This is a genomic window from Paenibacillus amylolyticus, from assembly GCF_051136285.1.
Classification (GTDB): Bacteria; Bacillota; Bacilli; order Paenibacillales; family Paenibacillaceae; genus Paenibacillus; species Paenibacillus amylolyticus_F.
Window position 1 is genome coordinate 3,994,853 of the sequence record NZ_CP194938.1, and the last position, 22,428, is coordinate 4,017,280.

Genomic DNA, 22,428 nt, shown 5'->3' on the forward strand with positions numbered 1-22,428 from the left:
CATTCATTACCATATAAGACAAGGAGTTTAGTCCATGCAAGAGAATAAGGTAGACCATAGATCAGAGGTGCACGTTAAAGCCATTCTGTTTGATAAAGATGGTACGTTGCTTGATTTTACAGGCATGTGGGGGTTCTGGACGGATTGTGTATTACGGGATTTCAGAGAACAGCTTGCTGTCCGGGGGATGGAAATGGATGAGGCCGATCTTCCGCAGATCTGGGGTACGTTTCACGATGAACGGGGGCGGATGAACGGGTATGATGTCCGGGGCCCGCTCGCCATGGGTACGATGGATGAAGTATATGCCGTGCTGACATGGCATGGATATCGTGCAGGACTCAGCTGGGCAGAGGCCAAAATGATCGTAAGAGCATGTCTCGAACAGGCCGAGGAAGCGATGGAGGTGCATCGTCCGGCGCATCCGCTACCCGGTGTGCGGGAATTTCTGGGGCAGTCTCGTAGTCAGGGATTGAAAATGGGCGTAGTGACAGCCGATGAAACGGCAAGTGCAGTCAAACATTTGCAATGGATGGAGCTGGATGCTTACTTTGACGTAGTGATTGGCACCGATCTGGTGGAGCGCGGAAAACCGTTCCCCGATATGTTGCTGCTTGCCTGTGAGCGATTAGGTGTACAAACCCAGCAGGTTATGGTGATTGGGGACACGGATGGGGATATGGAGATGGCGAGAGCTGCCGGAGCAGGCTGCAAGATTGGTATTGGTGAGCCTGGGAAAATACAACTGGCAGATCTCACAATCCAGACATTCCATGAATTGCTCTCCGGTGGGTTAGGCCGATGACGAACAGTCAGACTTATCTGGGCTGGGTGCTGCTGGCACTCGCCATTGGTCTGGAGCTGAGTGCCACTATTTTGCTTAAAGTGTCGGACGGGTTCTCCAGATTGTGGCCTTCCGTGATGATGTTTGTCTGTTATGCGGCGAGCTTCACCTTTCTGAATTATGCGGTAAAATATATGCCGCTGGCTGTAGCCTATGCGATCTGGTCGGGTGTTGGCATTACGATGATTGGCGTGGTAGGGCATTATTTCTTTGGTGAACGACTTCGACTGACGTCGATGGTGTGGATCGGTTTTATTTTGATAGGCATTATTGGACTGAAATGGAGTGATTCATAATGGATACAATGGAGAAGCCCCTTACTACCTTTCAGGTGATCACGGACACACATGTACGGGACGAGGCAGATCATATTCATAACCGGCATCTGGAGCAGGCGCTGGCGGATATAACTTCGTTTAGTCATGGAAGCAGTGGCATTATGCATGTAGGTGACGTGACAGATCGTGGACTGCCGAGTGAGTATCGTGAATGGCGGCGTATCTGGGGACAATATGCGAAGAAGTTGCCTGAAATACGCTTCACGGTCGGCAATCATGATATCGGCGCGATCATCTGGCAGAAGCCACCCCTTGTTCTGCTTGAGATGACGGAAGGACATGTTGCCGAATTGCTGGAGCAGGATACGGAGCTGGAGTATCCGGTGAAACAGACAGCCGAGGAGTCGGCGGCGCTGATTCATAGACTGGCTGGTGACCAATTCGTGCTGCCTGAACCTGCCGGGCACGAAGGGGAAATGGGGAATTCAAATGTCGTTGCAAGTGACTATACGAATGACAGTATGAATGGAAACACAGACGGAAGTGCAGATCAAGATGTTCGCGCGGAGATTTCGGATAGAGCCACAGCTGATACGATTACCGTTGCGGGCTTATGGCATCGACGTTTGATTGATTTTGAAGCAGCCACAGGTATGAAGGGAGCTTATCACGATCATTGGATTGACGGATATCATTATATCTTCCTCGGCACGGAACAGCCGCATCCGAAGGACTGTGAGATGTCGTCTGAACAGCTGGAGTGGCTGGATGCGAAGCTGGCTGAACAAGCCGCGCCAGATCATCCGATTTTTCTCTTTATTCATCAGCCGCTGATGGACACTGTTGCCGGATCACTCCAGGCACAAGGCTGGTATGGCGTGAATCAGGATACGGAATTGAAGGCGGTGCTTGCCAAGTATCCACAAGCAATTCTGTTCTCTGGGCATACCCATTGGCAGCTGCAAGCACCGCATACAACGTTCGATGGTGCAGGCCGGATGCCAACGATGTTTAATGCTTCCTCGGTCGCCTATCTATGGACGGATGAGGACGAGCATCTGGAAGGCAGCGAAGGGCTGCATGTGGAGATTTACAAGGATCGGGTGGTTGTGAAGGGACGTGATTTCACTGCCGGGAAATGGATTGAGGGTGCTGAGTATACGGTAAAGTGGGTTTGAAGACTTCTCTATTGCTTGAAATCCTGTCTAAAAAAATCATAAAATGACTTTTGGGACACCCCCTTTGTATTATGGCTTAGCCAGTTGAGTGAGGTTTTTGGATAAATATGGTTTACGCTTGGTAGGGCTGCCTTTTTGCAAGATGGCGAAAATGTGATGCAACAGCTTGTTTGCATAGGCGATCACGACCACCTTGTAGGGCTTGCCCTCTTTTCTTTTTTCTCGTAATATGAACCCATTTTTACATTCTTATTTTTCCTTATTCCACATTGCATAGCCAGGTACAGAGAGCATCTAAGCCTTTTGGAGCCTCGTTTCGTTATTCGTGTACTTGTCGCCGTAAACTTCCCTGAACTAAAAATCCCGGGGTCAAGGCCTGTAAACGCCACAAGTTGCTTCGCATCGTTAAATTGCCTGATATCCCCTATTTCAGCTATGATTGTAACTGCCAGTTTCGTTTCAATTCCCGGTATGGTCTTCACCAGTTCAACCTCTGGCAAGCTTGCCGCCATTTCTTCCATTTGCTGTTCGAGCTAATCCAATTGCTCAATCATTGGAAGCAGCGAAGATCAGAGTTAATGTGAATAGAGAGCCGCTCATATACGAAGATCACCTGCTTATTCAATGTAGGATTTCATTATAGGGTACCTATATTAATAGGGAAGAATAGAGCCAACTTGATAAGGGGAAATATGAGGATGACCGATGAACGTTCGATTTATATTTTGCTGACGAATACAGAATACAGGTACATTGTTTACAAAAGTCATTCAGACCTACACTAAAGTGCCATATAACCACGCCTCCATCTTGTTCGACCGGGAATTAGCGGAATTGGTGTATAAGTGGAAATTAAGGGAGCATACATGATAAACAGCCTGTGACTCGGATATACCGGGCAACAGGCTGTTTGCGAATGTCTCCAATTTCATGAAATTTATTTTCGTGTTAGAGTGTATCCTTTATCTTGCAGTAGTTTTACAATTCCGTGGTCACCCAAATAGTGCGCTGCACCAACTACGATGAAGTATTCCTCATGTTTACCGTTTTTTAGGTATCCTTCGATTTTATTGGCCATGTCAATGTTACGATCAATAAGCATCGCCTTATTGTATTCTTCATTTTCCGAGAAGCTGTTTGTTAGCTCTAGCAACTGCTCGTCGCTCCCGGTTTTCCACATGTCGACTATTCCACTAACGTTGCTTTCCAATACATCAAAATTATCCAATGTTGCTCTCAGTAAGCTTTCCTGTAGTTCTTTGGAGAAACCATCCAACATACTAAGCTGGGATTCATAGGATTCCAGCTCAATGATCGGTAGCTTCTGTTCGATGGCCTTCTGGATGAAATATAAATCCACTCCTGCAGATTCTGTAATTCCAACTTTCGCCGACTTCATGCTGACAAGGGTACTCTCAACCACCCATGGCTTGTATGCGTCCAAAGCACTGGGGGCTGCCCCATTTTGCTTCAGAATTTCTTCCAATTTTCCATAAGTCTCACTTGAAATGTGTTCTTTTAGGGTTGTTCCATCTTGGTATGTACCCTTACCGAGTATCAGCTGCTGTTGTGCTACATCGGCTGCTTTACTCATATTAATTTCTACTCCAAGATAATCAGCCTCAGCGAACGCCTCTTCAAATTCTTTGCGCAATGGGTAGAGGTTGTCATTCGCGATATGAATCGATCCTACCAGATATACTGTATTGCCATTGCTTTTGACTTCCCACATGAAGCCTTTGCCACCCGTTGAGACTGTTTCTTTTGCCTCTCCCTTGGATACCAGGACAACCGTGCGCGTTGTGTGATCCCAGTGAACTTCGTAGCCTGTTGCATCCCCCAAGATGCGAATCGGAGCATATGTTACGCCATTGATTCGAGTAAGCTTACTTTGGAGAGTAATCGTTCTGCCGTTAACAATGGCGGTAATGGTATCATCTGACGCTGTAGTCAGCTTCACATCCATGGCATCCAGCGTAGAGCGCAACGGGACAAGGGTTATTCCCTTATCATTAATAGGTGCTCCTACAGCGTATGCAACGAGTTCATCATTTACCTTCACTGACGTCTGTTGCGGAGCGGCAATGGCGGGTACTGCGGATGCGAGTAAACCTGCTGAAATGGCAAGAGATAAGAAAAGATGTTTCCAGTTTTTCAAGTAAAAACCTCCTAATATGAGTTGTTCACTGTTATGATTTTACGTTAACAATCCTATTTGAATAAACATCCTTTCTTGGATATTTACAATGGTGTTTATATCTGATAAATCACCTATATAGCGCGAAACGTCTCTAACTATAAGTTAATTTGCAGACTAAGGATGATCAGTTAAAATAAAATACTCGTACCATTTTGTTTTGAAGCAGCGCGTAACTTTGAACGAGTCGAGATAATTGCGCACTGCTGATGAGTCTCTCATAAGAGCGACTCTTTTATTATTTTTATTTAGTCCAAAAATCCATTTTTTCTAAGAGCCACTGTAGTACTGACTTCTGCTCTGTTATGATATGTGCCTCCGTTTGCATACCTGATTTGATTTGCTGCTGTTGTCCAAGTGCATCTTTTAGTTGTATTGATTCAAGTGTAGCTTCCGCGACGTAATAACTAGCACCATCTTGAGGATTTACTAAAGAGTCACTACTAATGGATTCTATTTTGCCAAGGACAGAACCGTACTCTTCCCGGGGAAAGGCGGTAAAATGAAAGCGTACAGGATCTCCTTCATGTATACGTCCAATATCTTGGTGGCTCATAGCCATTTGAATGGAATAGATCGTATTATTTACTGGAACCACATCCATGACCTGTAACCCTTCCTGGATAAGCTGTCCTTCACCTACTTCATTAATTGTATTGATTACGCCTGAAATTGGTGCTATGGCAGTATAATTATCCAGATTAGAACGAATCGAATTGATTTGGCTATTGAGTTCTTTCTTCTGTGTTCTTAATTCATCAATACTTCCTTGTAACTGTACATATAGGTCAGATTCTTGTTTTTCCAGTGTTTTCTTTTGCTCCAGTGCATCTTCCAGCTCAGACTGTATCGTGTACCGAAATTCAGTTTGATTAGTTTCCATTTGCAACTTGGTCGTTTTCAGCTTTTCTTTGGTTGAAGCAGTAGTGAGTTCATCACCGTTGAAGATAGCTCGTTTATAATCTTCCTGGATTTGTGTTTCTGTCAAAATGTTTTGAGAAGCCTTCAGACTATAGTTTTCGTATCTTTCATACTCTACGGAACCCGAAGGGAGATAATTCTTTCCATAGTTAAGACTTTTGAGTAGGAGACGTTTATTTGCAATGGTTTTATCCGTCTCAACCTGGTCAGCAATCACTTTGGTAATTTCCAATTCTAACTTGTTCTGGACCGGATTATCATTAGCAAGCAGAGCGCTTACCGTTTTTTTTGATTTCATCGTCCCATCACCCGAAGAAAGTGCTTTAGAGAGTTGTTCAAGTCCGGCCAATCGTTGTTCTGCTTCTTTGTAATCATTTTGTAAACGAGTCTTTTCGACTTTTAGGGTTCCTGTTTGAATAGAAAACAGCTTATCACCGGCTTTAACTTGTTGTCCTTGTTGAACATATATTTTAGAGATACTTCCGGTAGCCTTGTTTACTATTTTGGAAATTTTCTCGTTAGGCTTGACTACTCCAGGAGCTTTAACAACTACGTCAATCTGTGCTTTCCAGCTCCAGATAAATGCAACGATCAATACTAACGTCAGTAATATAAGAAACCAACTAATAAATGCAGGTGATCTCTTCTCCAACATTTCCCTGCTGTCTCTTAACTCTTCAGGATTTAGAAGTTTAAGACTCATACCATCGCCCCCGTGTGTTCCAGCTTAGGCGGAGTAAGACTCTCTTCCTGAGCAATCTTAGTATCAATTCCAGGTAACTGATCTTTCCAAAGCTCGAAATATCTCCCTCGCTGTTGTAGCAGCTGATCGTGTGTTCCGGCCTCTACCACAGTACCTTTGTCCATTACAAAGATGCGATCACAACGCATAACCGTACTCAAGCGGTGAGCAATAATAATCATCGTCATATCATCCAGGCCGTGTATTGTATCCGATACGGCTTTTTCCGTAGTGGTATCCAAATTACTGGTTGCTTCATCCAAAATCAGAATGTCAGGTTTGGTAAGTAATGCGCGTGCCAAAGCCAAGCGTTGACGTTGTCCTCCTGACAGGTTGGATGCGTTCTCTTCAAGATCTGTCTGATAACGCATAGGCAATTGATTAATAAAATCATGAGCACTTGCTTGTTTTGTTGCTTCTATGAGTGCATCCATTCCAATCTCGGATGTAGCTCCCATAGCAAGGTTGTCGCGAATCGTACCGCTGAAGAAAAATGTTTGTTGTGGGATATAACTTATTTTCTGTCGAAGCGACTCGATAGATATGTCTTTTATATTATTCTCAGAAATCAATAGTTCTCCCTTTTCTGCCTCATAGAAACGAAGTAATAGTTTAACGAGAGTTGTCTTACCAGAACCACTCTCTCCTACCAGCGCAACTTTCTCTCCTCTTTCAACATGTAGATCAACACCATTCAGGATGGATTGTCTTGTTCCATATCGGAAATGCACATCTTTGAAGTCGATAGATCCCTTTAGTGACGCTGGTTTAATATTGCGGCTATCAGATTCCTTTTTTTCGGGTTCCAAATCCATAATTTCAGTTAACCGATCTGCAGCAACAATAGCAGTTTGAAGAGAAGATTGCAGATTAATCAGGTTCAAAATAGGATTTATAAAGTATGCAAGCAGAGCATTAAACGTAATAAGTTGTCCCATCGTCAATTGTCCATTTAAGACTTCGTTAGCACCAATCCAAAGGATGATAATCCCGCCTACGCTTTGGAGAGTTCCTTTTAAAGTAGCCTGGAAATTGTTAGAAAACCCAAACTTGAAAAGAGTACGCAATAATTTGACGAATTTCTTTTCGGTTTCCAGGTTAGCCTCTCTTTCAGCCTGATGAGCCTTGAGGGTCTCAATGCCATTGATTGATTCAACAATGTATGAAGTAAGTTCAGCATTCTGTTCCATCTGCTCACGGTTTTGCTTCTCAAATATGGGGTGGAATCCCCAAACAATTAGCACATATAGTGGTATCATAATTGCCGTTATACCGAAGAGGAAAGAGTTCTGAGTATATAGGATGACTCCGCCTGCAATAACCATCATAGAATCAATCATAATGGTCAGAGCTGCACTCGATATTGCATCCCTAACTTTTGAGGCATCCATAAGTCTTGAGATAATCTCTCCTGTTTTACGAGTCTCAAAAAAAGAGAGGGGTAATTTCATAACATGGTAATAATATCCAAGTATTAGCGAGATATCGAGCTTTTGGCTTAGATATAATAATAAATGACTTCTAAAAGCATTTAACAATATCTGTAAAAGGGTCAGAACAATTACACCAATTGATATCCATTGTAGGGTCTGCTCTAGCCTATAAGGAACGATGGAATCAAGTAAGAACTTAAAGTAAAATGCACCCAGTATTCCTAGGGCAGTATACAGCAATGACGCAAAAATGATCCCTAGCAACATGTTTTTCTGTGGGAGCAATAGGGTGAAGAAACGTGATAAAGCGCCTCGTGTCTCATTTTTCTTCTGAAACTGTGGGGTTGGAACCATTAGAATAAGAATGCCTGTCCAAATCTTGAAGAATTCTTCAGGACTGCACCTCACAATCCCTCTTGCTGGGTCGGCTATAATTACATTTTTCTTTGTAATTTTATGTATAACTACATAATGCAGAAGCTTCTGATCAATAACTACATGAGCAATGCATGGGAGTGGAAATTCACTAAAGAAAGCTTCGGGGTTTCCTTTAATCCCTTTGGCTGAGAAGCCCATTTGTTCTGCTGCTTTAATCAACCCAAGAGCGTTTGTTCCTTGTCTGTCTGTACCTGCAATTTCTCTAATTCGAGTAAGTGGCATCTTTAAACCATGATGCCGAGAGATAGTAGCTAGACATGCTGCACCGCAGTCTTTTAGGTCGTATTGTTTTTGAATGGTGTATCTTTTGAATAAAGACATACGATCCTCCCCCGAGATTTAGATTCTATAAATAAATTTTTAAATACTATATAAATGTTCTAAAAAACTATAGACATATTTATTCTACTGAGGTGTACACAAAAGGCCCAAGAAAAAGGTGTGAGTAGTAGGGAAAATTGAAGAGCATGTATTTCAAGATTAAAATGGAAAAATATCTGCAACCCTATCTTGTTGAAAAGCCCTAATCCACAACAAGAAAAGGAAATAATAGATGTTTTTCCATGGCTTATAAGCGATCCTTGTTATGAAACAGCATTGAGAGTTGATCGATAATCAGGCAACAAGCACTGCGTTACTGAAATCGTAAAAGGAAGCCATAAAACATCATACTTATCACTCAAGGTACTACCCTCTATACATAATTAAACAAGCTGATTAGCAGGTCTTATAGTCGTTGCTAACTATATCTATTTAAAATAGCTGTTGATCTTTAGGTTTGGCCTATTATAAACATTTATAAATTATATATTCTTTCTGTACTTAATTTATATATCTAGTATTGGATATATTCATAGCATTAGTACTAATATAAAATAAATTTAGAAAATATAAACATATTTACTTTTTTAATAAAGATTCTATCCAGTAAAGGAATGTTTGACATGTATTCTTATATAATTGAGCGTGAAAAGAGTATTGAATTTTTTAACGTAGTTTCTTGCAGACAAAAATGCAATTTTCATTCTGTGAATGATAACTTAATATCGTTCGTTTCAAATCTTAAAAATAGTGGTCTGAAAAGGAATGGCCCACTTATCTCAGTTACACATGCAGTGGACATTGTTTCTGATGAAACTCAAATTGTTGATATAGAATTTTTAGTCCCTGTAATTGGAAAAGTTGAATCGAATTTATTTCAATATCGTTATCTTCCTAAATTTTATTTGGGGAACTGTATTTACTTAAGATATTATGACTCTCCAGAAGAGATATATCTTGCTTATAATGAAATTACTCGATATATACAGGAGAATCATTTACATCAAATTGCGCCATTTTATAATATAAATCAAGAGAATGAGTTGACAAAAGAGTTATATATTGATGTATACGCTCCTTTAAATCCTAATTGCACATAATTATTGAAAGGAGGTGATAAAATGAAAAGCTTAGTATACTCTAATAATTTTGAAGTACTAGAAACAGAAGTTCTCTTAAGCATTGAAGGTGGAATCGACTGGTGGGATGTTGCTAAATCTGCTGCACTAGGGGGAGCAGGAGGCGCTGTATCTGGAGCAATAGCATTTTCTAGTGCTGGCACTGTAGTTGCGCCTGTAGTTGGAACTATTAGTGGAGGTGCAGCTGGTGCTATAGTCGTAGGAACTGTTGGGGCCGTTGCTGGAGCTGCTAAAAGTATTTGGAAACAAACATGGAATTAAAGGAGGTTAATGTATGCAAGTTGTATTAAATAATAATTTTGTAGCAGTAACAGAATATGAATTAGTAGATATAACCGGTGGTGGTTGGGTAAAAGACGCCATTATTGGTGGGGTCGTTGGAGGAGTAGCAGGTGCTGTAAGAGGAGCGGCTATGGGTGCCCTGATTGGAGCAACTGCAGGTCCGGGAGGAGCGGTTGCAGGAGCTATTTCAGGAGCTACATATTATGGAGTAAGAGGAGCTGCTCTTGGAGCTGTAACAGGAGGAGCAGGAGGAGCAGTTGGAGTAATTTTCTAAAAAAATATTTCCCCAGGAATCAGTGTGATTAGTTGCACTGATTCCATGACAAGGAGTTAAATGTATCTTGAATCATAATATCGGTGAGTTTTCTAAAGTAGGTTTTTATCTTTCAATTGTAGGTCTATCTCTAGCTGCAGTCTCCATGTACGATACACTTGGTACAGGAAATGGGATGTTATTTATAATTGGTCTTTTGTTATGCTCATTATCAATAGAAATTTTATTAATTAAAAATTATTTAAAAGGGGCTAGGCGTTTGAAAAATGGAATCACATTTGGATTTATTTGTATTGTGGCGGTTGGGCTAGTACTAATGATTATATCGCTAATGGATGTTATGAGTACAACAAACTTGTTTCTATTTAGTGTTGGTATTGCTTTAATTCTGAATCCTTTTATTCGAATTTTAGCAAAAAAGGACAATAAGTAATCATAAATTATTAGTAACGCAACTTTTGCAGCTCAAATCTCCAAACAAACTGTTGATATTAGCTGGGTAAAGCAGAGATTCATTCTTGTAGTTGACAAAAAACAGCCGTTTTGTTCGTTCTTTTTCGTTTTTGCCTCTGCCATTTCAAGAAATACACTCATAAGTTGCTGAAACGCAGTCGGGAAGTCCAGATCGCCCCTGAAATTCTGTTCCTAATTAGCTTTTCGTGACTTTTATGAAAGGTTTAAATACTCCAACGCATGCCGTAGATTCGTACAATTTCAGCATCATCCAGCGTGATGTCTGTGCTTAAAATGGCAAGCCATTCCGTTTTTCATTCCGGTTGTGCACAAAGACAAGCTTCTCAGGAAGACCACATGAAGTATGCCCGACCACGGAGCCTTTGATGTCTCTTGCACTCGATTTTGGCAGGTTTTGAAACACTTCTCCCAGTGTCATTCGCTGTTTTGAATGATATCCTTTAGAGAATTTGCCTGTAGAGTGGTCAAACACATGTGCTAGGAGTTCTGCTTTTTTAGTCCGGTTTCAGCTGGGTACCGAATCGTCGACGATAAATATACGCACCCGTTTAGAGGAAATGAGCATTCAAAATGACGTGCGATCTGAAGGCTTAACGTCTGCAAAAATCGCTAAACTGGAAAGACAGAACGATTTGGAAATCCCTGCGTTTCGTGGAGATTTTCCAATGCGAAGCGTGGCAAAAAGTTTGGATAAACGAGACTATTCAGACATGGAATGTTGTTGTAACATAGAGTTACACACCTTTCTTATTGGCATGGTTGGTCGTACTTCCATGATACCAAACAAGCGAGGTGTTTTTTTGTGAATACAAGTAAATTTATTGAATTCTTCTTACGCGCTCAAGGGTTTAAGTCCATTTTCCAGCTCATAAAGTTGAGATGTTTATTTATGTTTATTAATTTATGAAGGTTTATTCCATTTACAAAACATTAAGATATGTAAAAAAACTAAAAGTACATATAAACATTTATTCTAAAAGTTAGAACTCGAGGCCATCTATAAGTGTTGTCATAAAGAACAATAACTAATTGGGTATCGACATTGCTCAGTATATAGCCGTGTTGTGCTCATCACTCATCCGAAATTTTAGTGCTAGTAATTTAAATATAAGTTCAAGCATGAATGAGAGATTGAAATTTTTTTTCAAGAAAAAGAGGTTTTTTATGGAAGGCAATATGCTTTATCATCAGTATTTGAAACCGAATTCTGAATATTACGGCAAACAAGAATTAACTGAAAAATCTAATGAGTATGAACTAAATAAAGTACCTCATACATATGCTGTACTATCAACAAGTGAATCTGTTTGGAAGCAATATCATGTTAGGAATAAATTCCTTCCAGAACAAGGATGGAAAATTCATGTAACTTCATCTTTTGAAGAATCGCAGAACTTACTGGATAAAGTTGCGCAGCTATGTCTAGATAAGAATATTGACTTCAAGCATTTGAAGAATAAGCAGAGCTTTATTAAGGTGAATTCAAAGAATGCTAATCGTGCTACTTCTGGAAAATTTATAACAATATATCCTATTAGTAACGAAGAATTTGTTGAATTGCTAGATATGATTTCATTAATAACTCAGGATTTTAAAAAGGGACCTTATATTCTCAGTGATAGAAGATGGAAGGCAAGTAATGTGTTCTATAGGTATGGAGGATTTAGTAAAGTTCTCAATGAACATGGTGAACACTGTATTAGAGATGAGAAAGGTAATTTAATCATAGATCAAAGAACACCCTTTTACCAAGTCCCTGACTTTGTAAAAGAGTTCGACGAATATCTTAATACGATTAACCTTTCTGATGATTTAGAAACAAACAAGGAAAGTAATTTAAAGCGATATGAGATTGAAACTGCTCTTAGTTATAGTAACGCTGGAGGGGTATATTTAGCTCGTCGAAAGCACGATAATATGAAAGTAATCATTAAGGAAGCTAGACCCAATGCTGGTTTAGATGGGATATGTCAAGATGCTTTAGCAAGACAAACTAACGAATACGATGCTTTAAAAACGCTCCAGAATGTAACGGGTGTTGTTGATTTCATTGAATACTTCCAAGAATGGGAACACTACTTTTTGGTAGAGGAATTCATTGAAGGCCGAGATTTAAGACAATGGCTTGCGCAATATTTTCCGTTATTTGAGGGCAGTGAGGGTATGAATAACCATGCCCGAAAAGTGAAAAAAATACTATTGCAACTGCTATCTATAATAGAAGAAATGCATAATAGTGGGATCGCTATGGGTGATTTGCAACCAGCGAATGTGATGGTAAGGGAAGATTTAAGTGTTAGAATAATTGATTTTGAAACTGCCATGCCTGTAAACTCTGAAAACAAGCCCAATATGGTTACATTGGGATTTTCCTCTCAGGAAATGAAGGTTAATGGGGCAAGAGACTGGTATGGAATGAAGAGGTTGGTCAGGTATTTAGCACTTCCAGTTTTAACTTCAGAAGACTTGGATGTGTATCTGCAAAGTAATCATCTTCGTTGGATAAAGGAAAACTATGAAAGTTCATTTTATCATTTCATTGAAGATCTACAAAAAAAATGTGATGAGAAAATTATATTTTATCAAGACTGTATTTCTATAGAATCTAATCTAAAATATGAGAAAAACGAGCTTAACGTGTCTTACATAATCAATAATTTGACTAAAGGAATTATTAATAATTTTACAGAAGATGAGAGATTAATTAATGGAGATATTCGTCAGTATGAGATGAGAGGCGGCAAGTTTAACTTTTTAACTGGGGGCAGTGGTGCTGCTTTCACACTCCATAAAGTTGATGCCAGTACTTCAAAAGTGAATGATTGGATTGAAAGTGTTGTGTTAGACAATTTATCACAAGTTGAAGGTCATGGATTACTTACTGGTAGAACTGGAATATTGGCAATGCTCTATGATCAAGGCTATACAAAAATGGTCTTAAATGACTTGAAGCTATTAAAAGATAATATTAGTGAGACTAATATTACTTTACGATCAGGTCTTTCAGGTATTGGGTTATTCGTTATTAGTGTATATTTTGAAACTGGAAATATGGAATACTTACAGTTTGCAAAAGAAATTGCTAAGTTAATTCATGTTAATAAAAAGAAAAAAACGTCATTAAAAGTTAATGACTGGATGACGGTAGAAATAGGATTAATTGATGGCTTATCCGGCGTAGCACTGTTTTATTCTGCGCTGTACTCAGCTACCAACAGTAAAGAGTATTTGGAAAAGGCTAAGTCATTACTTGAAGAAGATCTGATGAAGACTAAAGTAGATGATATGTCTGGCGTATTACAAACATTTGATCAAAGAAATCGTCTGTTGCCCTATCTTTCTGGAGGTTCAATTGGAATTGCTATTTCCATTTGGTTCTTAAACCATGTGAGTGGACAAGACCTATACAGGGAAGAGATGGAGGCAATTTTAAAATTATCAAAGATTCGTTCCACGATTAGCGGTAGCTTGTTTGATGGTGCGGGAAGCTTTCTTTTATTGCCTTGTATGGTGGAAAACGGCGAAGCTCGAGAACAAATTCTTGCCGATGTATTGAATTTACTTAATATCTTCATAATCAAAAAGGATAGTTACTACGTATATCCAGGGCAATTTTCTTATAGATTAGCTGATGATGTGTATACAGGTAGTTCAGGGATAATATTAGCATTATTGGGGATCTCCAAAAATAATCCACTCTACTGGTTACCACTTGTCAACATAGATAATTTCCTAGTAAAAACGAAAGCCAAGACGGTATCAGAGAATTAAGGAAAATAAGTATCAATACATTTACCTTACTAAAACAAGGAGGTGAAAAGAATGAACGAGGTATTGGAATTGCAAAAATTAGCGCAAAACACAGACGATAAAGGTCAAGAGGTAGAGGCAGCATTTACATGGACCATATCAACAATTACCACTGGCCAGCTCTCAACAGTATGTATTAATAATTAAATGAGTCTCTAATATTAAATAAGCTGTTGCTTGGCTGAAATCAGCTAAGCAACAGCTTATTTATCTTTGGTGTGTCATCCAACCTCTCATAATGGGTTGCCATCCCGTAGAGTTATTTGGATTTTGAAAAAGAACTCTACAAAGTAAGAGTCAAGATTCATAGGAAATTGTTCAGTATTTTTAAGCTCACTCTTGTCATCTAAATGAGGCTGCTATTTCTAATTAACTCAGTGCTAGGCTCTCAGATCTGGAAAGGGAGTTCATTATTGAAAGAATACAGATTATCACTAGTAGTTATAGTAATTGGTTACACACTAGCGATGTTGACAGCGGTTTCTATGGCGACAAAGTTATTGTTAATAGCGTTAGTTGTTTGGACTATACTATTAGTAGTGCAAGCGATCCGGGATGGTGCTCTAAGTCAGCTCTTACTGCTTTTCTGGATGGTTACAGTCACCGTATTTCTTATTCACCTAAGTACTATTATTTTAGGAATAAGAAGTTTATGAATAAAATAAAAGAGAACAAGCGGGACTTCAGAGTGTGGTTCACTAACTGTTGTCCCGTTATTTTTAATAAAACTTTTGCATGAATCCCCCACGATCATTCACTCCGGATTTCATATAAATCTTCTTCACAAAGTTTCTTACTGTGCCTTCCGTAATTCCTAATTTCTCACCTATGTATAGTGCTCCTTTATTCTGTAGCCAGAGGTTGGCGACTTCACGCTCTCTTGCCGTAAAACAGTAAGTATCAAATAGATTATCTATCTGATTATGAGTCTGCAACTCTAGCTCTAATTCGTATTCAATAGAGGCTACGATAGATGAAACTAAAGCAAATATACTGTCATATACAAACGGGGTATGGCGTGAGAAATTTAGAAAAGCTACAATTTCACCTTGAACTTTAATTGGACTGCAGAGGCAGAGCCAGTTTTTGAAGAATCTTAGTTGATGTTCGTCACCTTCAAGGAATATGTTCTCCCCTGTTTTAATGGCGATTGAGATGGCGTTAATTCCTCCTGATTCCATGGACATTGAACTACCTGGCCTAACGATCAAGGGTTCGAGATCAGGATGAAGAGAATCCACCCCATGAATATCTAGGACAATTCCTTCTAGGTCTACGAGAAAAAAGAGATGTGGATAAAAAAACTGTCCTTCTAACATATCTAATTTACTTCTAAAAAGCTTCAGTACTTTCGAGTTAAATTTTAGTCTCTCTTTTAACGCAGCATGAGCAATGTGAACCTTAAGCTCTCGCATGGGATTTACTGTATATTCTACTTTCCAATCCATCCATTGTCTTTGAGTGAATTGGGACTTTGAACTCCAATTGGGTGGAATAGAAGTTCTATGATTTTCGATTAGAGTCATGTTGCTCATCCTTTACTTTTTGTGTTAAATATTAATTATATGGTGAAATTTACCTTAAGGCAAATGACCCACTATTAAGTAAAAATATAGGCGAAAAGAACGATGTAGAGTCAGGGTATTCATTTTTTCTGAGAACACTATGGTTAATCTCCGGCGTTTGAACGATTTTGAAGCGGCCAAAGGCATGAAGGGAAGTTACCACGATCATTGGATCGACGGATATCATTATATCTTCCTTGGTACGGAACAACCGCATCCGAAGGACTGTGAGATGTCTTCTGAACAGGCTGCACTGGATCGTCCGATTTTTCTCTTTATCCACCAGCCTCTGATGGACACGGTGGCTGGATCACTTCAGACTCGGTATGGCGTGAATCAGGATGCAGAACTGAAGGCAGTGCTCGCCAAGTATCCACAAGCAATTCTATTCTCCGGGCATACACACTGGCAGCTGCAAGCACCGTATACGATGTACCATGGTGCAGGCCGGATGAGGACAAGCATTTGGAGGGGAGCGAAGGGTTACATGTGGAAATTTACAAGGATCGGGTGGTTGTGAAGGGACGGGACTTCACTGCTGGAAAATGGATTGAAGGTGCTGAGTATACGGTGCAATATCATAACATATTCTTAGCGGAATGAAATAACGGTTTTAGTAAATGACGGATTGTCAAGCCAAGTGCGACAGTTCCTCTGAAAAGGATTCGTGAGCGGTTCTCCAGCTCAGGCATTTACGTGGTCTGTGATTGATCAAGTCCAGAGCATTTTCCAGAGCTTCATCCGTGATTTGGGCGAAATCCGTCCCCTTGGGGAAAAACTCTCGCAGGAGGCCATTGGCATTTTCATTCGAGCCGCGTTGCCAGGAGGAATAGGGATCTGCAAAATATACCTGCACGCCATGAACGGCTTCTAGGCTGTGTAACAGGCGAATTCCTTGCCACGGTCTGCGGTAGCGGTTTGAAATGCATGGACTGGGTACTGCGAAGCCGCTACTCCAAAGGCAATCTCCATGGACAACGCGGTACGATCAGGCATACGAATCGCGGTGTACAAGCGGGTCTTTCGTTCGATGAACGTGGCTACACAGCCCTTGCTTTTCCCACGACCTGAAACCACCGTATCCAGTTCCCAATGGCCGAAGGTCTCCCGGTGACGAACCTCTTTCGGACGTTGAGAGATGGGCTTGCCCACAGCAAACTTGCCGCGTGTCTCTGCTGGCTTCTGCCGTTTCCCTTTGTGTCTGAGGATGGCAAGCACGCCTTTCACCAAACGGCCTGTATAAAGCCAGCGATAGCCCGTTTTAAAACATACCATCGCTTGACCTTCCTGACGCAAACGCTCTACGATCTGTTCCGGAGACCAGGTTGCCTGAAGCTTTTCTTCGATGCGACTCGCCAGTTCTGGATTCCACTTCCCTGCGGAAACGGAGGCCTTACGGCGCTGGACATAGCCCTCTTGAGCGTTCTCCACGCCGTATGGGTTGTTCTACTGTATTTCGGCGGAGTTCCCGGCTAATGGTGGAATGATGTCTGCCAAGTTCTTTGGCAATCGCTCGGGTACTTTTCCCCTGCTGGTGGAGGATTTCTAGCTTGCTGCGTTCGACTATGCTAAGATGTGTGTAGCTCATGGTGGATTCTCCTTGTGTGAATGGTTGTGTGAGAACTTTCATTCTACACGAATCCGGCCATGGGCCCTTTTTTATTTATTTCCAGTAGGTGTCGCACTTCATATTACAATCCGTCAAATAGAATTAATATTTTGGTAAGGGGATGGCTTTTCTTGAAGTATACGAACTGGAATTTATATGGAAAATTGATGTTACCTGTGATTATATCTGTGTTAGGTATCATTATTTTTAATACTTTTAATTTTCTACTCCAAAGCATGGTTGCTCTTGCAGAAAAATTTTATAGTACGGGATATACATTTGGTGAATTTCTAGATCGAATGTTTTAATCCAACTCCAAGGATGGCATGACCTAATGTAACCATCTGGGCAAAGTTGTAAATGGGTATGCCGAAGATTTATACTCAAATATATACACATGTTTAGCCTAATTAAGCTCTAATCATGGTTACCAATGAATGTATTTAATCACGGAGAGGATGTAGAAGCGACATGCGGGAACTTCAAGTTCAAACGAAATATGGTACGGTTCAAGGCGAGCTTTTACACGGTGCAAGTGTATGGAAGGGCATTCCGTATGCGAAGCCACCAGTAGGCGAGCTGCGTTTCCAAGCTCCGGTACAGCCCGAGTCATGGGAAGGAATCAGACAGGCAACCGAATTTGGGCCTGAGAATATACAACCGCGTCATGATTCAGAGTGGATGGGCGGACAGAAGCCGCCGGAGTCGGAAGACAGCCTGTATCTGAACATCTGGGCACCTGAAAAAGAAAGCAGTCACCCCCTTCCCGTCATGGTCTGGATTCACGGGGGATCATTTGTCACCGGATCAGGCAGTCTGCCTGTATATGATGGCACACAGCTAGCCGTTCGTGGTGACGTAATCGTAGTGACTATTAACTATCGTCTTGGGCCACTAGGATTTCTGCACATGGCTCCGCTGGGTGATTCCTATGTATCCAACGCTGGGCTGCTGGATCAGGTAGCTGCGCTGCAATGGGTAAAAGATAACATTACTGCCTTTGGCGGTGATCCGGGCCAGGTTACGGTATTTGGGGAATCGGCAGGCAGTATGAGTATTGCCGCACTGATGGCGATGCCTTCAGCCAAAGGTTTATTCCAGCGTACCATTATGGAAAGTGGCGCTTCGCAGTTCATGCCAGCAGAGCAAGCTTCGGCTTTACGTGAGGGTATGTTGAAGATTCTTGGTGTAGACCGGGAAAATTTGCATAAGCTGAACAGCATTCCGGTAGAGCAGATTATGGCAGCTGCAGAAACGGTGAAGCAGCAGAGCGGAGCCGGCATGGCTATGTTGTTCCAGCCTGTACTGGATGGCGAAACATTGCCGCAAATACCGCTTCAAGCCGTAAGTGAAGGCTCCGCAGAGGGTGTACCGGTACTTATCGGCACAACGAAGCATGAAGGAGCGCTGTTTATTCAGCCACATGTACCTTTTTCAAACGAAATTGATATGGTGCAGGGTGTTGATTTTATGACGCCGGATCTGGAGAATCGTGTCGCTATCGCAGACAGTTATCCCAAAACAGCAGATGGACAGGCTCAGGTAATGACCGATATGTTCTTCTGGCGGTCAGCACTACAGTATGCAGCTGCACAACAGAAGCATGCCCCGGTGTGGATGTACCGTTTTGACTGGGTGATGCCAGAGCATCCCCTTCTGAAAAGAGCCATTCACAGCATCGAAATGTTCTTTGTGTTTAACACGCTCGATGCACTGAAATTCATGAAAGCTGAGCCGGATGAAGCGGCTAGAGTGCTTGCACTCAAGGTGCAGGATGCCTGGATTTCCTTTGCGAAAAACGGTAAGCCGGAGACGGCAGGAATCGAATGGCCTGAATATCGTCAGGATCGGGCGACACTGATCATCAACCATGAGATTGAGGTTGTTCATGATCCAGAGGCTTCTAAACGCGAACTGCTAGGTGTTATGTAAGGTATTTTTTACTTTGCAAGCTTGAGAACATGCTGAGTTGCTGAGAACTCAACCATCTCAGTTTCTCAAAATACAAAAGGCGGCCTTATGGGTTATCCATGAGAGGCCGCCTTTTTTGATATATGAATCGTCCTGTAGGGAAGGACACACATTTGATTTATTATTTACGCGAGGCCCGCGTTCGGGCGACCTCGTCGAAATAGAAGGAACGTTTTCCACCCGAGAATATCACGACTACCAAATGGATGAACAGGACGATATACACGAGGAAGCCCGCAAAATTTAAACTCAGGAAAATCCAGACCAGATAAGAATTAAGCACATCATCCTGAGTGTTAGGGTATGCATACTGACTTATCAGTTGAATAATCGTGATCAGAAGCCACGGAGCATAGATGGCAATAAAGCGTTTCAATAGCGCTGGAAGCATCGGCGTACCCGTTTGACGATCCACATATCGGAACCGGAGAACTGCAGAGCCCGGTGTAACTCCGTTGCGAACCCAAGGGATAAAGAACAGGACGATAACCATCGCAGTAGATGTATTTATAGCATCCTGGATGTCATTGGATGCTGTGAAGATGGACATGATTATGTCGATGATCATCACGACAATACCATCGATAAGCAGTGCAAGCAGCTGTGGTACAGGATAGACACGGTTTTGCTCCACAATCTGCTCGCTCTTGGCCTGAATACTCGCACGTGATGGGAATAAGGCCAGCAGCAACGGGGCTGCGAAGAAACCAATTACTGCACCAGAGGTGTTCAGCATCAGATCATCCACATCGAATAGCCGGTAAGGACAGCTGTAATATCCGTACAACCCCGTGAGTTGGGTGACTTCGAAAAATAAGGAAAGCCCGAAGCCAGCCACAAAGGCGTGTTTCCAAAAAGCTCTCTTTTGCCAGAAATACCGGATATATACCCCCAGTGGCATGAGCAGTAATACATTGAACAGTACTTGCAGGAAAGCTCGGCCCTTAATCATGTTGATCCATGTAGAGGGTTGAGACCATATGATGGGGGTTTCCTTCATAATGTCTTTCACAAACATAAAGGGTGTCAAATTGTAATAAACGGCATTAGCAGCATGCCCTGCACAGGTGTTTCGAGTCGTCGGAAGCGGCAGAATGACCAGGCAGTAGGCTGCTAACAGGAAGAAAATAAAAGAAAAGCTGACGGCAAACCGTGACCAGCTGAAAAAGCCATCTTTGCGATAACCATAGATTAACCACGGTACCAGCAGGAACAGGGAAGCAACGACAAAGGTAATAAATGCGGTCTGAATAGGGAAAACATAGGATGACATAAGCCGGCACTCCTTTGGGATGAAAGATTGATTGTATAGAATCATGTATCGGTTTTACAAAGGGGTAATCCATCACTGGTGCTGTAAAAATTTACTTATAATTCACATTAAGCGGATACGTTGTTTTTTTATTATTATAATGGTCTTTCCTTAAAGTGAAGATCATCTTCCTTTAAATTTCGTTTAAAAATAAGTCAAATCAGGAATGCAGTGAGCCATCGTATGGAACATATTGCAGAAATCCCTTATACTAGTGAGATAGCGAAAATGCAGAATGGAGAGTTTAATACAAATGTCTAATTTGCCCAATTGTCCGAAATGTAATTCGGAGTATACGTATGAGGATGGCCTGTTGTTGATCTGTCCGGAATGCGCACATGAATGGTCTTTGGAAGCAGAACAAGGGGATGCTGAGGAGTCCAAAGTTGTGCGTGATGCCAATGGAAATGTACTGAACGATGGTGACACAGTTACGGTCATCAAAGACCTCAAAGTGAAAGGCAGCTCCCTCGTCGTGAAACAAGGCACCAAAGTGAAGAATATCCGTCTGATCGATGGAGACCATGATATTGATTGCAAGATCGATAGCCTGGGTGCGATGAAACTGAAGTCTGAATTTGTGAAAAAAATCTAGTCTTATCATATCCCTGGCGATACAGACTTAAATACTAAATAAACTTGCAATGACGTTCTCTTTCGAATATAGCGAAAGGAGGACGTCATTTTTGATTTTACAGGAAAAATTTAGGATGTATACTAAAGCAAATTTACTGTAGTTAAATAGTTCAAAAAAGGCGGGTGTACAAGAGATGCACAAAGATCGAGAGCACATTATTCGATATTATTCCGGATTTGATGAGTGGGGCAGGCTGGAGCGTGAACCCATCGAATTTATCATTAATATGAATTACATTCGGGAGTATCTTCCTCCAGGCGGTCTGATTCTGGATAACGGTGCTGGACCGGGGAAATACGCAATGGAGCTGGCTAAGTCGGGATATCAGGTTACGTTATCGGATCTTACACCTTCATCGGTAGAACTTGCGCAGGAGAAAGCCGAAGCATTAGAGCTGACTCCGCAATTTGATGGATTTCATGTACTGGATGCAACTTCCCTGAACGGGATTGCCGATGACACCTATGATGCGGTGCTTATGCTGGGGCCGCTGTATCATCTGCAACAGGAAAAAGAGCGGGCGGCAGCAATGCGTGAACTCTATCGAGTCACGAAGCCGGGAGGCGCTGTATTTGTGGCGGTCCAGAGCCGGATGCGGATGAGTATCAATTCATTGCAATCACCGCAACATTGGAGGCCCAATGATAACATCGGTGCGATCCGGTCTTTTGTCGAAAGAGGTACGTTTGATCATCAGGATCAAGGACGTTTTACGGGAGCATACTATTTTCATGTGAAGGATGTTGTGCCGTTCATGGAGCAGCACGGCTTCGAGACTGTTCAGCTGATCGGTTCCTCCAGCCTCAAAGCGATGATCACAGACGAGCAGCATCGATATTGGAAGGAACGTGGGGAGGAACAAGAGCTGCTTCAATACATGATTAAGGCAGCCAAAGATCCTTCCATTCTGGGGATCTCGTCCCATCTGTTGTATATCGGAAGGAAGTTGTAGCAGATGGCACTTCTATAGCGTAATTTTCGGTTAGTAAATTTATAGAAGGGT

18 protein-coding genes and 3 pseudogenes are annotated in these 22,428 nt (G+C 41.7%); 13 read left to right on the forward strand and 8 right to left on the reverse strand.

Translation table 11 applies throughout. The features are described 5' to 3' along the window. The first annotated feature begins 34 nt into the window (after positions 1-34). Genes ACR8BL_RS17570 through ACR8BL_RS17580 form a run of 3 tightly spaced genes read left to right on the forward strand, consistent with a single transcriptional unit; the run spans position 35 to position 2,300 of the window. The gene (locus tag ACR8BL_RS17570) at positions 35-805 is read left to right on the forward strand and encodes an HAD family hydrolase (protein WP_434748801.1); all 771 of its coding nucleotides are present in this window, start codon (positions 35-37) and stop codon (positions 803-805) included. Continuing rightward, positions 802-1,140, forward strand: coding sequence for a DMT family transporter (locus tag ACR8BL_RS17575; RefSeq protein ID WP_311281339.1), 339 nt, complete (start codon positions 802-804; stop codon positions 1,138-1,140). The genes ACR8BL_RS17570 and ACR8BL_RS17575 overlap by 4 nt, the downstream gene beginning before the upstream one ends. After that, positions 1,140-2,300: a metallophosphoesterase family protein gene (locus ACR8BL_RS17580; RefSeq protein WP_434748802.1), complete on the forward strand. Its 1,161-nt coding sequence runs from the start codon at positions 1,140-1,142 to the stop codon at positions 2,298-2,300. The genes ACR8BL_RS17575 and ACR8BL_RS17580 overlap by 1 nt, the downstream gene beginning before the upstream one ends. Before the next feature lie 69 nt (positions 2,301-2,369). Here the strand turns inward: ACR8BL_RS17580 and ACR8BL_RS17585 are convergent. The 4 genes and pseudogenes from ACR8BL_RS17585 to ACR8BL_RS17600 form a co-directional block, all read right to left on the reverse strand. Further along, positions 2,370-2,833 (reverse strand): annotated as a pseudogene (locus ACR8BL_RS17585) (transposase); the annotation flags it as partial. A 404-nt stretch (positions 2,834-3,237) separates the two neighbouring features. Next, positions 3,238-4,458, reverse strand: coding sequence for a TraB/GumN family protein (locus tag ACR8BL_RS17590; RefSeq protein WP_434748803.1), 1,221 nt, complete (start codon positions 4,456-4,458; stop codon positions 3,238-3,240). 283 nt (positions 4,459-4,741) lie between these two features. Beyond that, complete coding sequence (locus tag ACR8BL_RS17595) at positions 4,742-6,121, reverse strand: HlyD family efflux transporter periplasmic adaptor subunit (protein WP_434748804.1); 1,380 nt, start codon at positions 6,119-6,121, stop codon at positions 4,742-4,744. Next, on the reverse strand, positions 6,118-8,352 hold the full coding sequence (locus tag ACR8BL_RS17600; RefSeq protein ID WP_434748805.1) for a peptidase domain-containing ABC transporter: 2,235 nt from the start codon (positions 8,350-8,352) through the stop codon (positions 6,118-6,120). The genes ACR8BL_RS17595 and ACR8BL_RS17600 overlap by 4 nt, the downstream gene beginning before the upstream one ends. A gap of 623 nt (positions 8,353-8,975) precedes the next feature. Between ACR8BL_RS17600 and ACR8BL_RS17605 the strand changes: the two genes are divergently transcribed. The 4 genes from ACR8BL_RS17605 to ACR8BL_RS17620 all read left to right on the forward strand — a co-directional run bounded on the left by ACR8BL_RS17605 (position 8,976) and on the right by ACR8BL_RS17620 (position 10,480). Continuing rightward, positions 8,976-9,452 carry a hypothetical protein gene (locus tag ACR8BL_RS17605; protein WP_434748806.1) on the forward strand — a complete coding sequence of 159 codons (477 nt, stop codon included), beginning with the start codon at positions 8,976-8,978 and terminating at the stop codon, positions 9,450-9,452. A 21-nt stretch (positions 9,453-9,473) separates the two neighbouring features. Continuing rightward, entirely contained in the window at positions 9,474-9,752 is a 279-nt protein-coding gene (locus ACR8BL_RS17610) for a Blp family class II bacteriocin (protein ID WP_434748807.1), read from the forward strand. Positions 9,753-9,765: 13 nt separating this feature from the next. Further along, positions 9,766-10,047, forward strand: coding sequence for a Blp family class II bacteriocin (locus tag ACR8BL_RS17615; RefSeq protein ID WP_434748808.1), 282 nt, complete (start codon positions 9,766-9,768; stop codon positions 10,045-10,047). Positions 10,048-10,114: 67 nt separating this feature from the next. Then, the gene (locus ACR8BL_RS17620; RefSeq protein WP_434748809.1) at positions 10,115-10,480 is read left to right on the forward strand and encodes a hypothetical protein; all 366 of its coding nucleotides are present in this window, start codon (positions 10,115-10,117) and stop codon (positions 10,478-10,480) included. A gap of 219 nt (positions 10,481-10,699) precedes the next feature. Here the strand turns inward: ACR8BL_RS17620 and ACR8BL_RS17625 are convergent. Further along, positions 10,700-10,855: pseudogene (locus ACR8BL_RS17625) on the reverse strand (IS4 family transposase); the annotation flags it as partial. Positions 10,856-11,685: 830 nt separating this feature from the next. Between ACR8BL_RS17625 and lanKC the strand changes: the two are divergent. Further along, positions 11,686-14,292, forward strand: a complete 2,607-nt coding sequence (gene lanKC, locus ACR8BL_RS17630; RefSeq protein ID WP_434748810.1) for a class III lanthionine synthetase LanKC — start codon at positions 11,686-11,688, stop codon at positions 14,290-14,292. A gap of 51 nt (positions 14,293-14,343) precedes the next feature. Beyond that, positions 14,344-14,478 carry a class III lanthipeptide gene (locus ACR8BL_RS17635; protein ID WP_434748811.1) on the forward strand — a complete coding sequence of 45 codons (135 nt, stop codon included), beginning with the start codon at positions 14,344-14,346 and terminating at the stop codon, positions 14,476-14,478. Between the two features lie 572 nt (positions 14,479-15,050). On the opposite strand, the gene ACR8BL_RS17640 is transcribed toward ACR8BL_RS17635, so the two are convergent. Further along, on the reverse strand, positions 15,051-15,779 hold the full coding sequence (locus ACR8BL_RS17640; protein ID WP_434748812.1) for a LuxR C-terminal-related transcriptional regulator: 729 nt from the start codon (positions 15,777-15,779) through the stop codon (positions 15,051-15,053). 217 nt (positions 15,780-15,996) lie between these two features. On the opposite strand from ACR8BL_RS17640, the gene ACR8BL_RS17645 reads away from it, so the two are divergent. Then, a complete protein-coding gene (locus ACR8BL_RS17645) occupies positions 15,997-16,416 on the forward strand; it encodes a metallophosphoesterase family protein (RefSeq protein WP_434748813.1) in 420 nt (139 codons plus the stop codon). A gap of 111 nt (positions 16,417-16,527) precedes the next feature. Here the strand turns inward: ACR8BL_RS17645 and ACR8BL_RS17650 are convergent. Next, positions 16,528-17,484: pseudogene (locus ACR8BL_RS17650) on the reverse strand (IS30 family transposase). 492 nt (positions 17,485-17,976) lie between these two features. Between ACR8BL_RS17650 and ACR8BL_RS17655 the strand changes: the two are divergent. Further along, entirely contained in the window at positions 17,977-19,437 is a 1,461-nt protein-coding gene (locus ACR8BL_RS17655; protein WP_434748814.1) for a carboxylesterase/lipase family protein, read from the forward strand. Positions 19,438-19,597: 160 nt separating this feature from the next. Here ACR8BL_RS17655 and ACR8BL_RS17660 read toward each other — a convergent pair whose 3' ends face one another. Then, on the reverse strand, positions 19,598-20,749 hold the full coding sequence (locus tag ACR8BL_RS17660; RefSeq protein ID WP_434748815.1) for a VanZ family protein: 1,152 nt from the start codon (positions 20,747-20,749) through the stop codon (positions 19,598-19,600). A 292-nt stretch (positions 20,750-21,041) separates the two neighbouring features. On the opposite strand from ACR8BL_RS17660, the gene ACR8BL_RS17665 reads away from it, so the two are divergent. Beyond that, the gene (locus ACR8BL_RS17665) at positions 21,042-21,383 is read left to right on the forward strand and encodes a zinc ribbon domain-containing protein YjdM (RefSeq protein ID WP_434748816.1); all 342 of its coding nucleotides are present in this window, start codon (positions 21,042-21,044) and stop codon (positions 21,381-21,383) included. Between the two features lie 175 nt (positions 21,384-21,558). Then, positions 21,559-22,377, forward strand: a complete 819-nt coding sequence (locus ACR8BL_RS17670) for a class I SAM-dependent methyltransferase (RefSeq protein WP_434748817.1) — start codon at positions 21,559-21,561, stop codon at positions 22,375-22,377. The last annotated feature ends 51 nt before the right edge of the window (positions 22,378-22,428 follow it).

Bases quoted from the DNA above. Each gene is read 5' to 3' on its own strand.
- lanKC (WP_434748810.1), top strand. From the start codon at position 11,686: ATGGAAGGCAATATGCTTTATCATCAGTATTTGAAACCGAATTCTGAA.
- ACR8BL_RS17575 (WP_311281339.1), top strand. From the start codon at position 802: ATGACGAACAGTCAGACTTATCTGGGCTGGGTGCTGCTGGCACTCGCC.
- ACR8BL_RS17595 (WP_434748804.1), bottom strand. From the start codon at position 6,121: ATGAGTCTTAAACTTCTAAATCCTGAAGAGTTAAGAGACAGCAGGGAA.
- ACR8BL_RS17660 (WP_434748815.1), bottom strand. From the start codon at position 20,749: ATGTCATCCTATGTTTTCCCTATTCAGACCGCATTTATTACCTTTGTC.
- ACR8BL_RS17570 (WP_434748801.1), top strand. From the start codon at position 35: ATGCAAGAGAATAAGGTAGACCATAGATCAGAGGTGCACGTTAAAGCC.
- ACR8BL_RS17665 (WP_434748816.1), top strand. From the start codon at position 21,042: ATGTCTAATTTGCCCAATTGTCCGAAATGTAATTCGGAGTATACGTAT.
- ACR8BL_RS17645 (WP_434748813.1), top strand. From the start codon at position 15,997: ATGGTTAATCTCCGGCGTTTGAACGATTTTGAAGCGGCCAAAGGCATG.
- ACR8BL_RS17640 (WP_434748812.1), bottom strand. From the start codon at position 15,779: ATGGATTGGAAAGTAGAATATACAGTAAATCCCATGCGAGAGCTTAAG.
- ACR8BL_RS17615 (WP_434748808.1), top strand. From the start codon at position 9,766: ATGCAAGTTGTATTAAATAATAATTTTGTAGCAGTAACAGAATATGAA.
- ACR8BL_RS17670 (WP_434748817.1), top strand. From the start codon at position 21,559: ATGCACAAAGATCGAGAGCACATTATTCGATATTATTCCGGATTTGAT.
- ACR8BL_RS17655 (WP_434748814.1), top strand. From the start codon at position 17,977: ATGCGGGAACTTCAAGTTCAAACGAAATATGGTACGGTTCAAGGCGAG.
- ACR8BL_RS17610 (WP_434748807.1), top strand. From the start codon at position 9,474: ATGAAAAGCTTAGTATACTCTAATAATTTTGAAGTACTAGAAACAGAA.
- ACR8BL_RS17635 (WP_434748811.1), top strand. From the start codon at position 14,344: ATGAACGAGGTATTGGAATTGCAAAAATTAGCGCAAAACACAGACGAT.
- ACR8BL_RS17605 (WP_434748806.1), top strand. From the start codon at position 8,976: ATGTATTCTTATATAATTGAGCGTGAAAAGAGTATTGAATTTTTTAAC.
- ACR8BL_RS17580 (WP_434748802.1), top strand. From the start codon at position 1,140: ATGGATACAATGGAGAAGCCCCTTACTACCTTTCAGGTGATCACGGAC.
- ACR8BL_RS17600 (WP_434748805.1), bottom strand. From the start codon at position 8,352: ATGTCTTTATTCAAAAGATACACCATTCAAAAACAATACGACCTAAAA.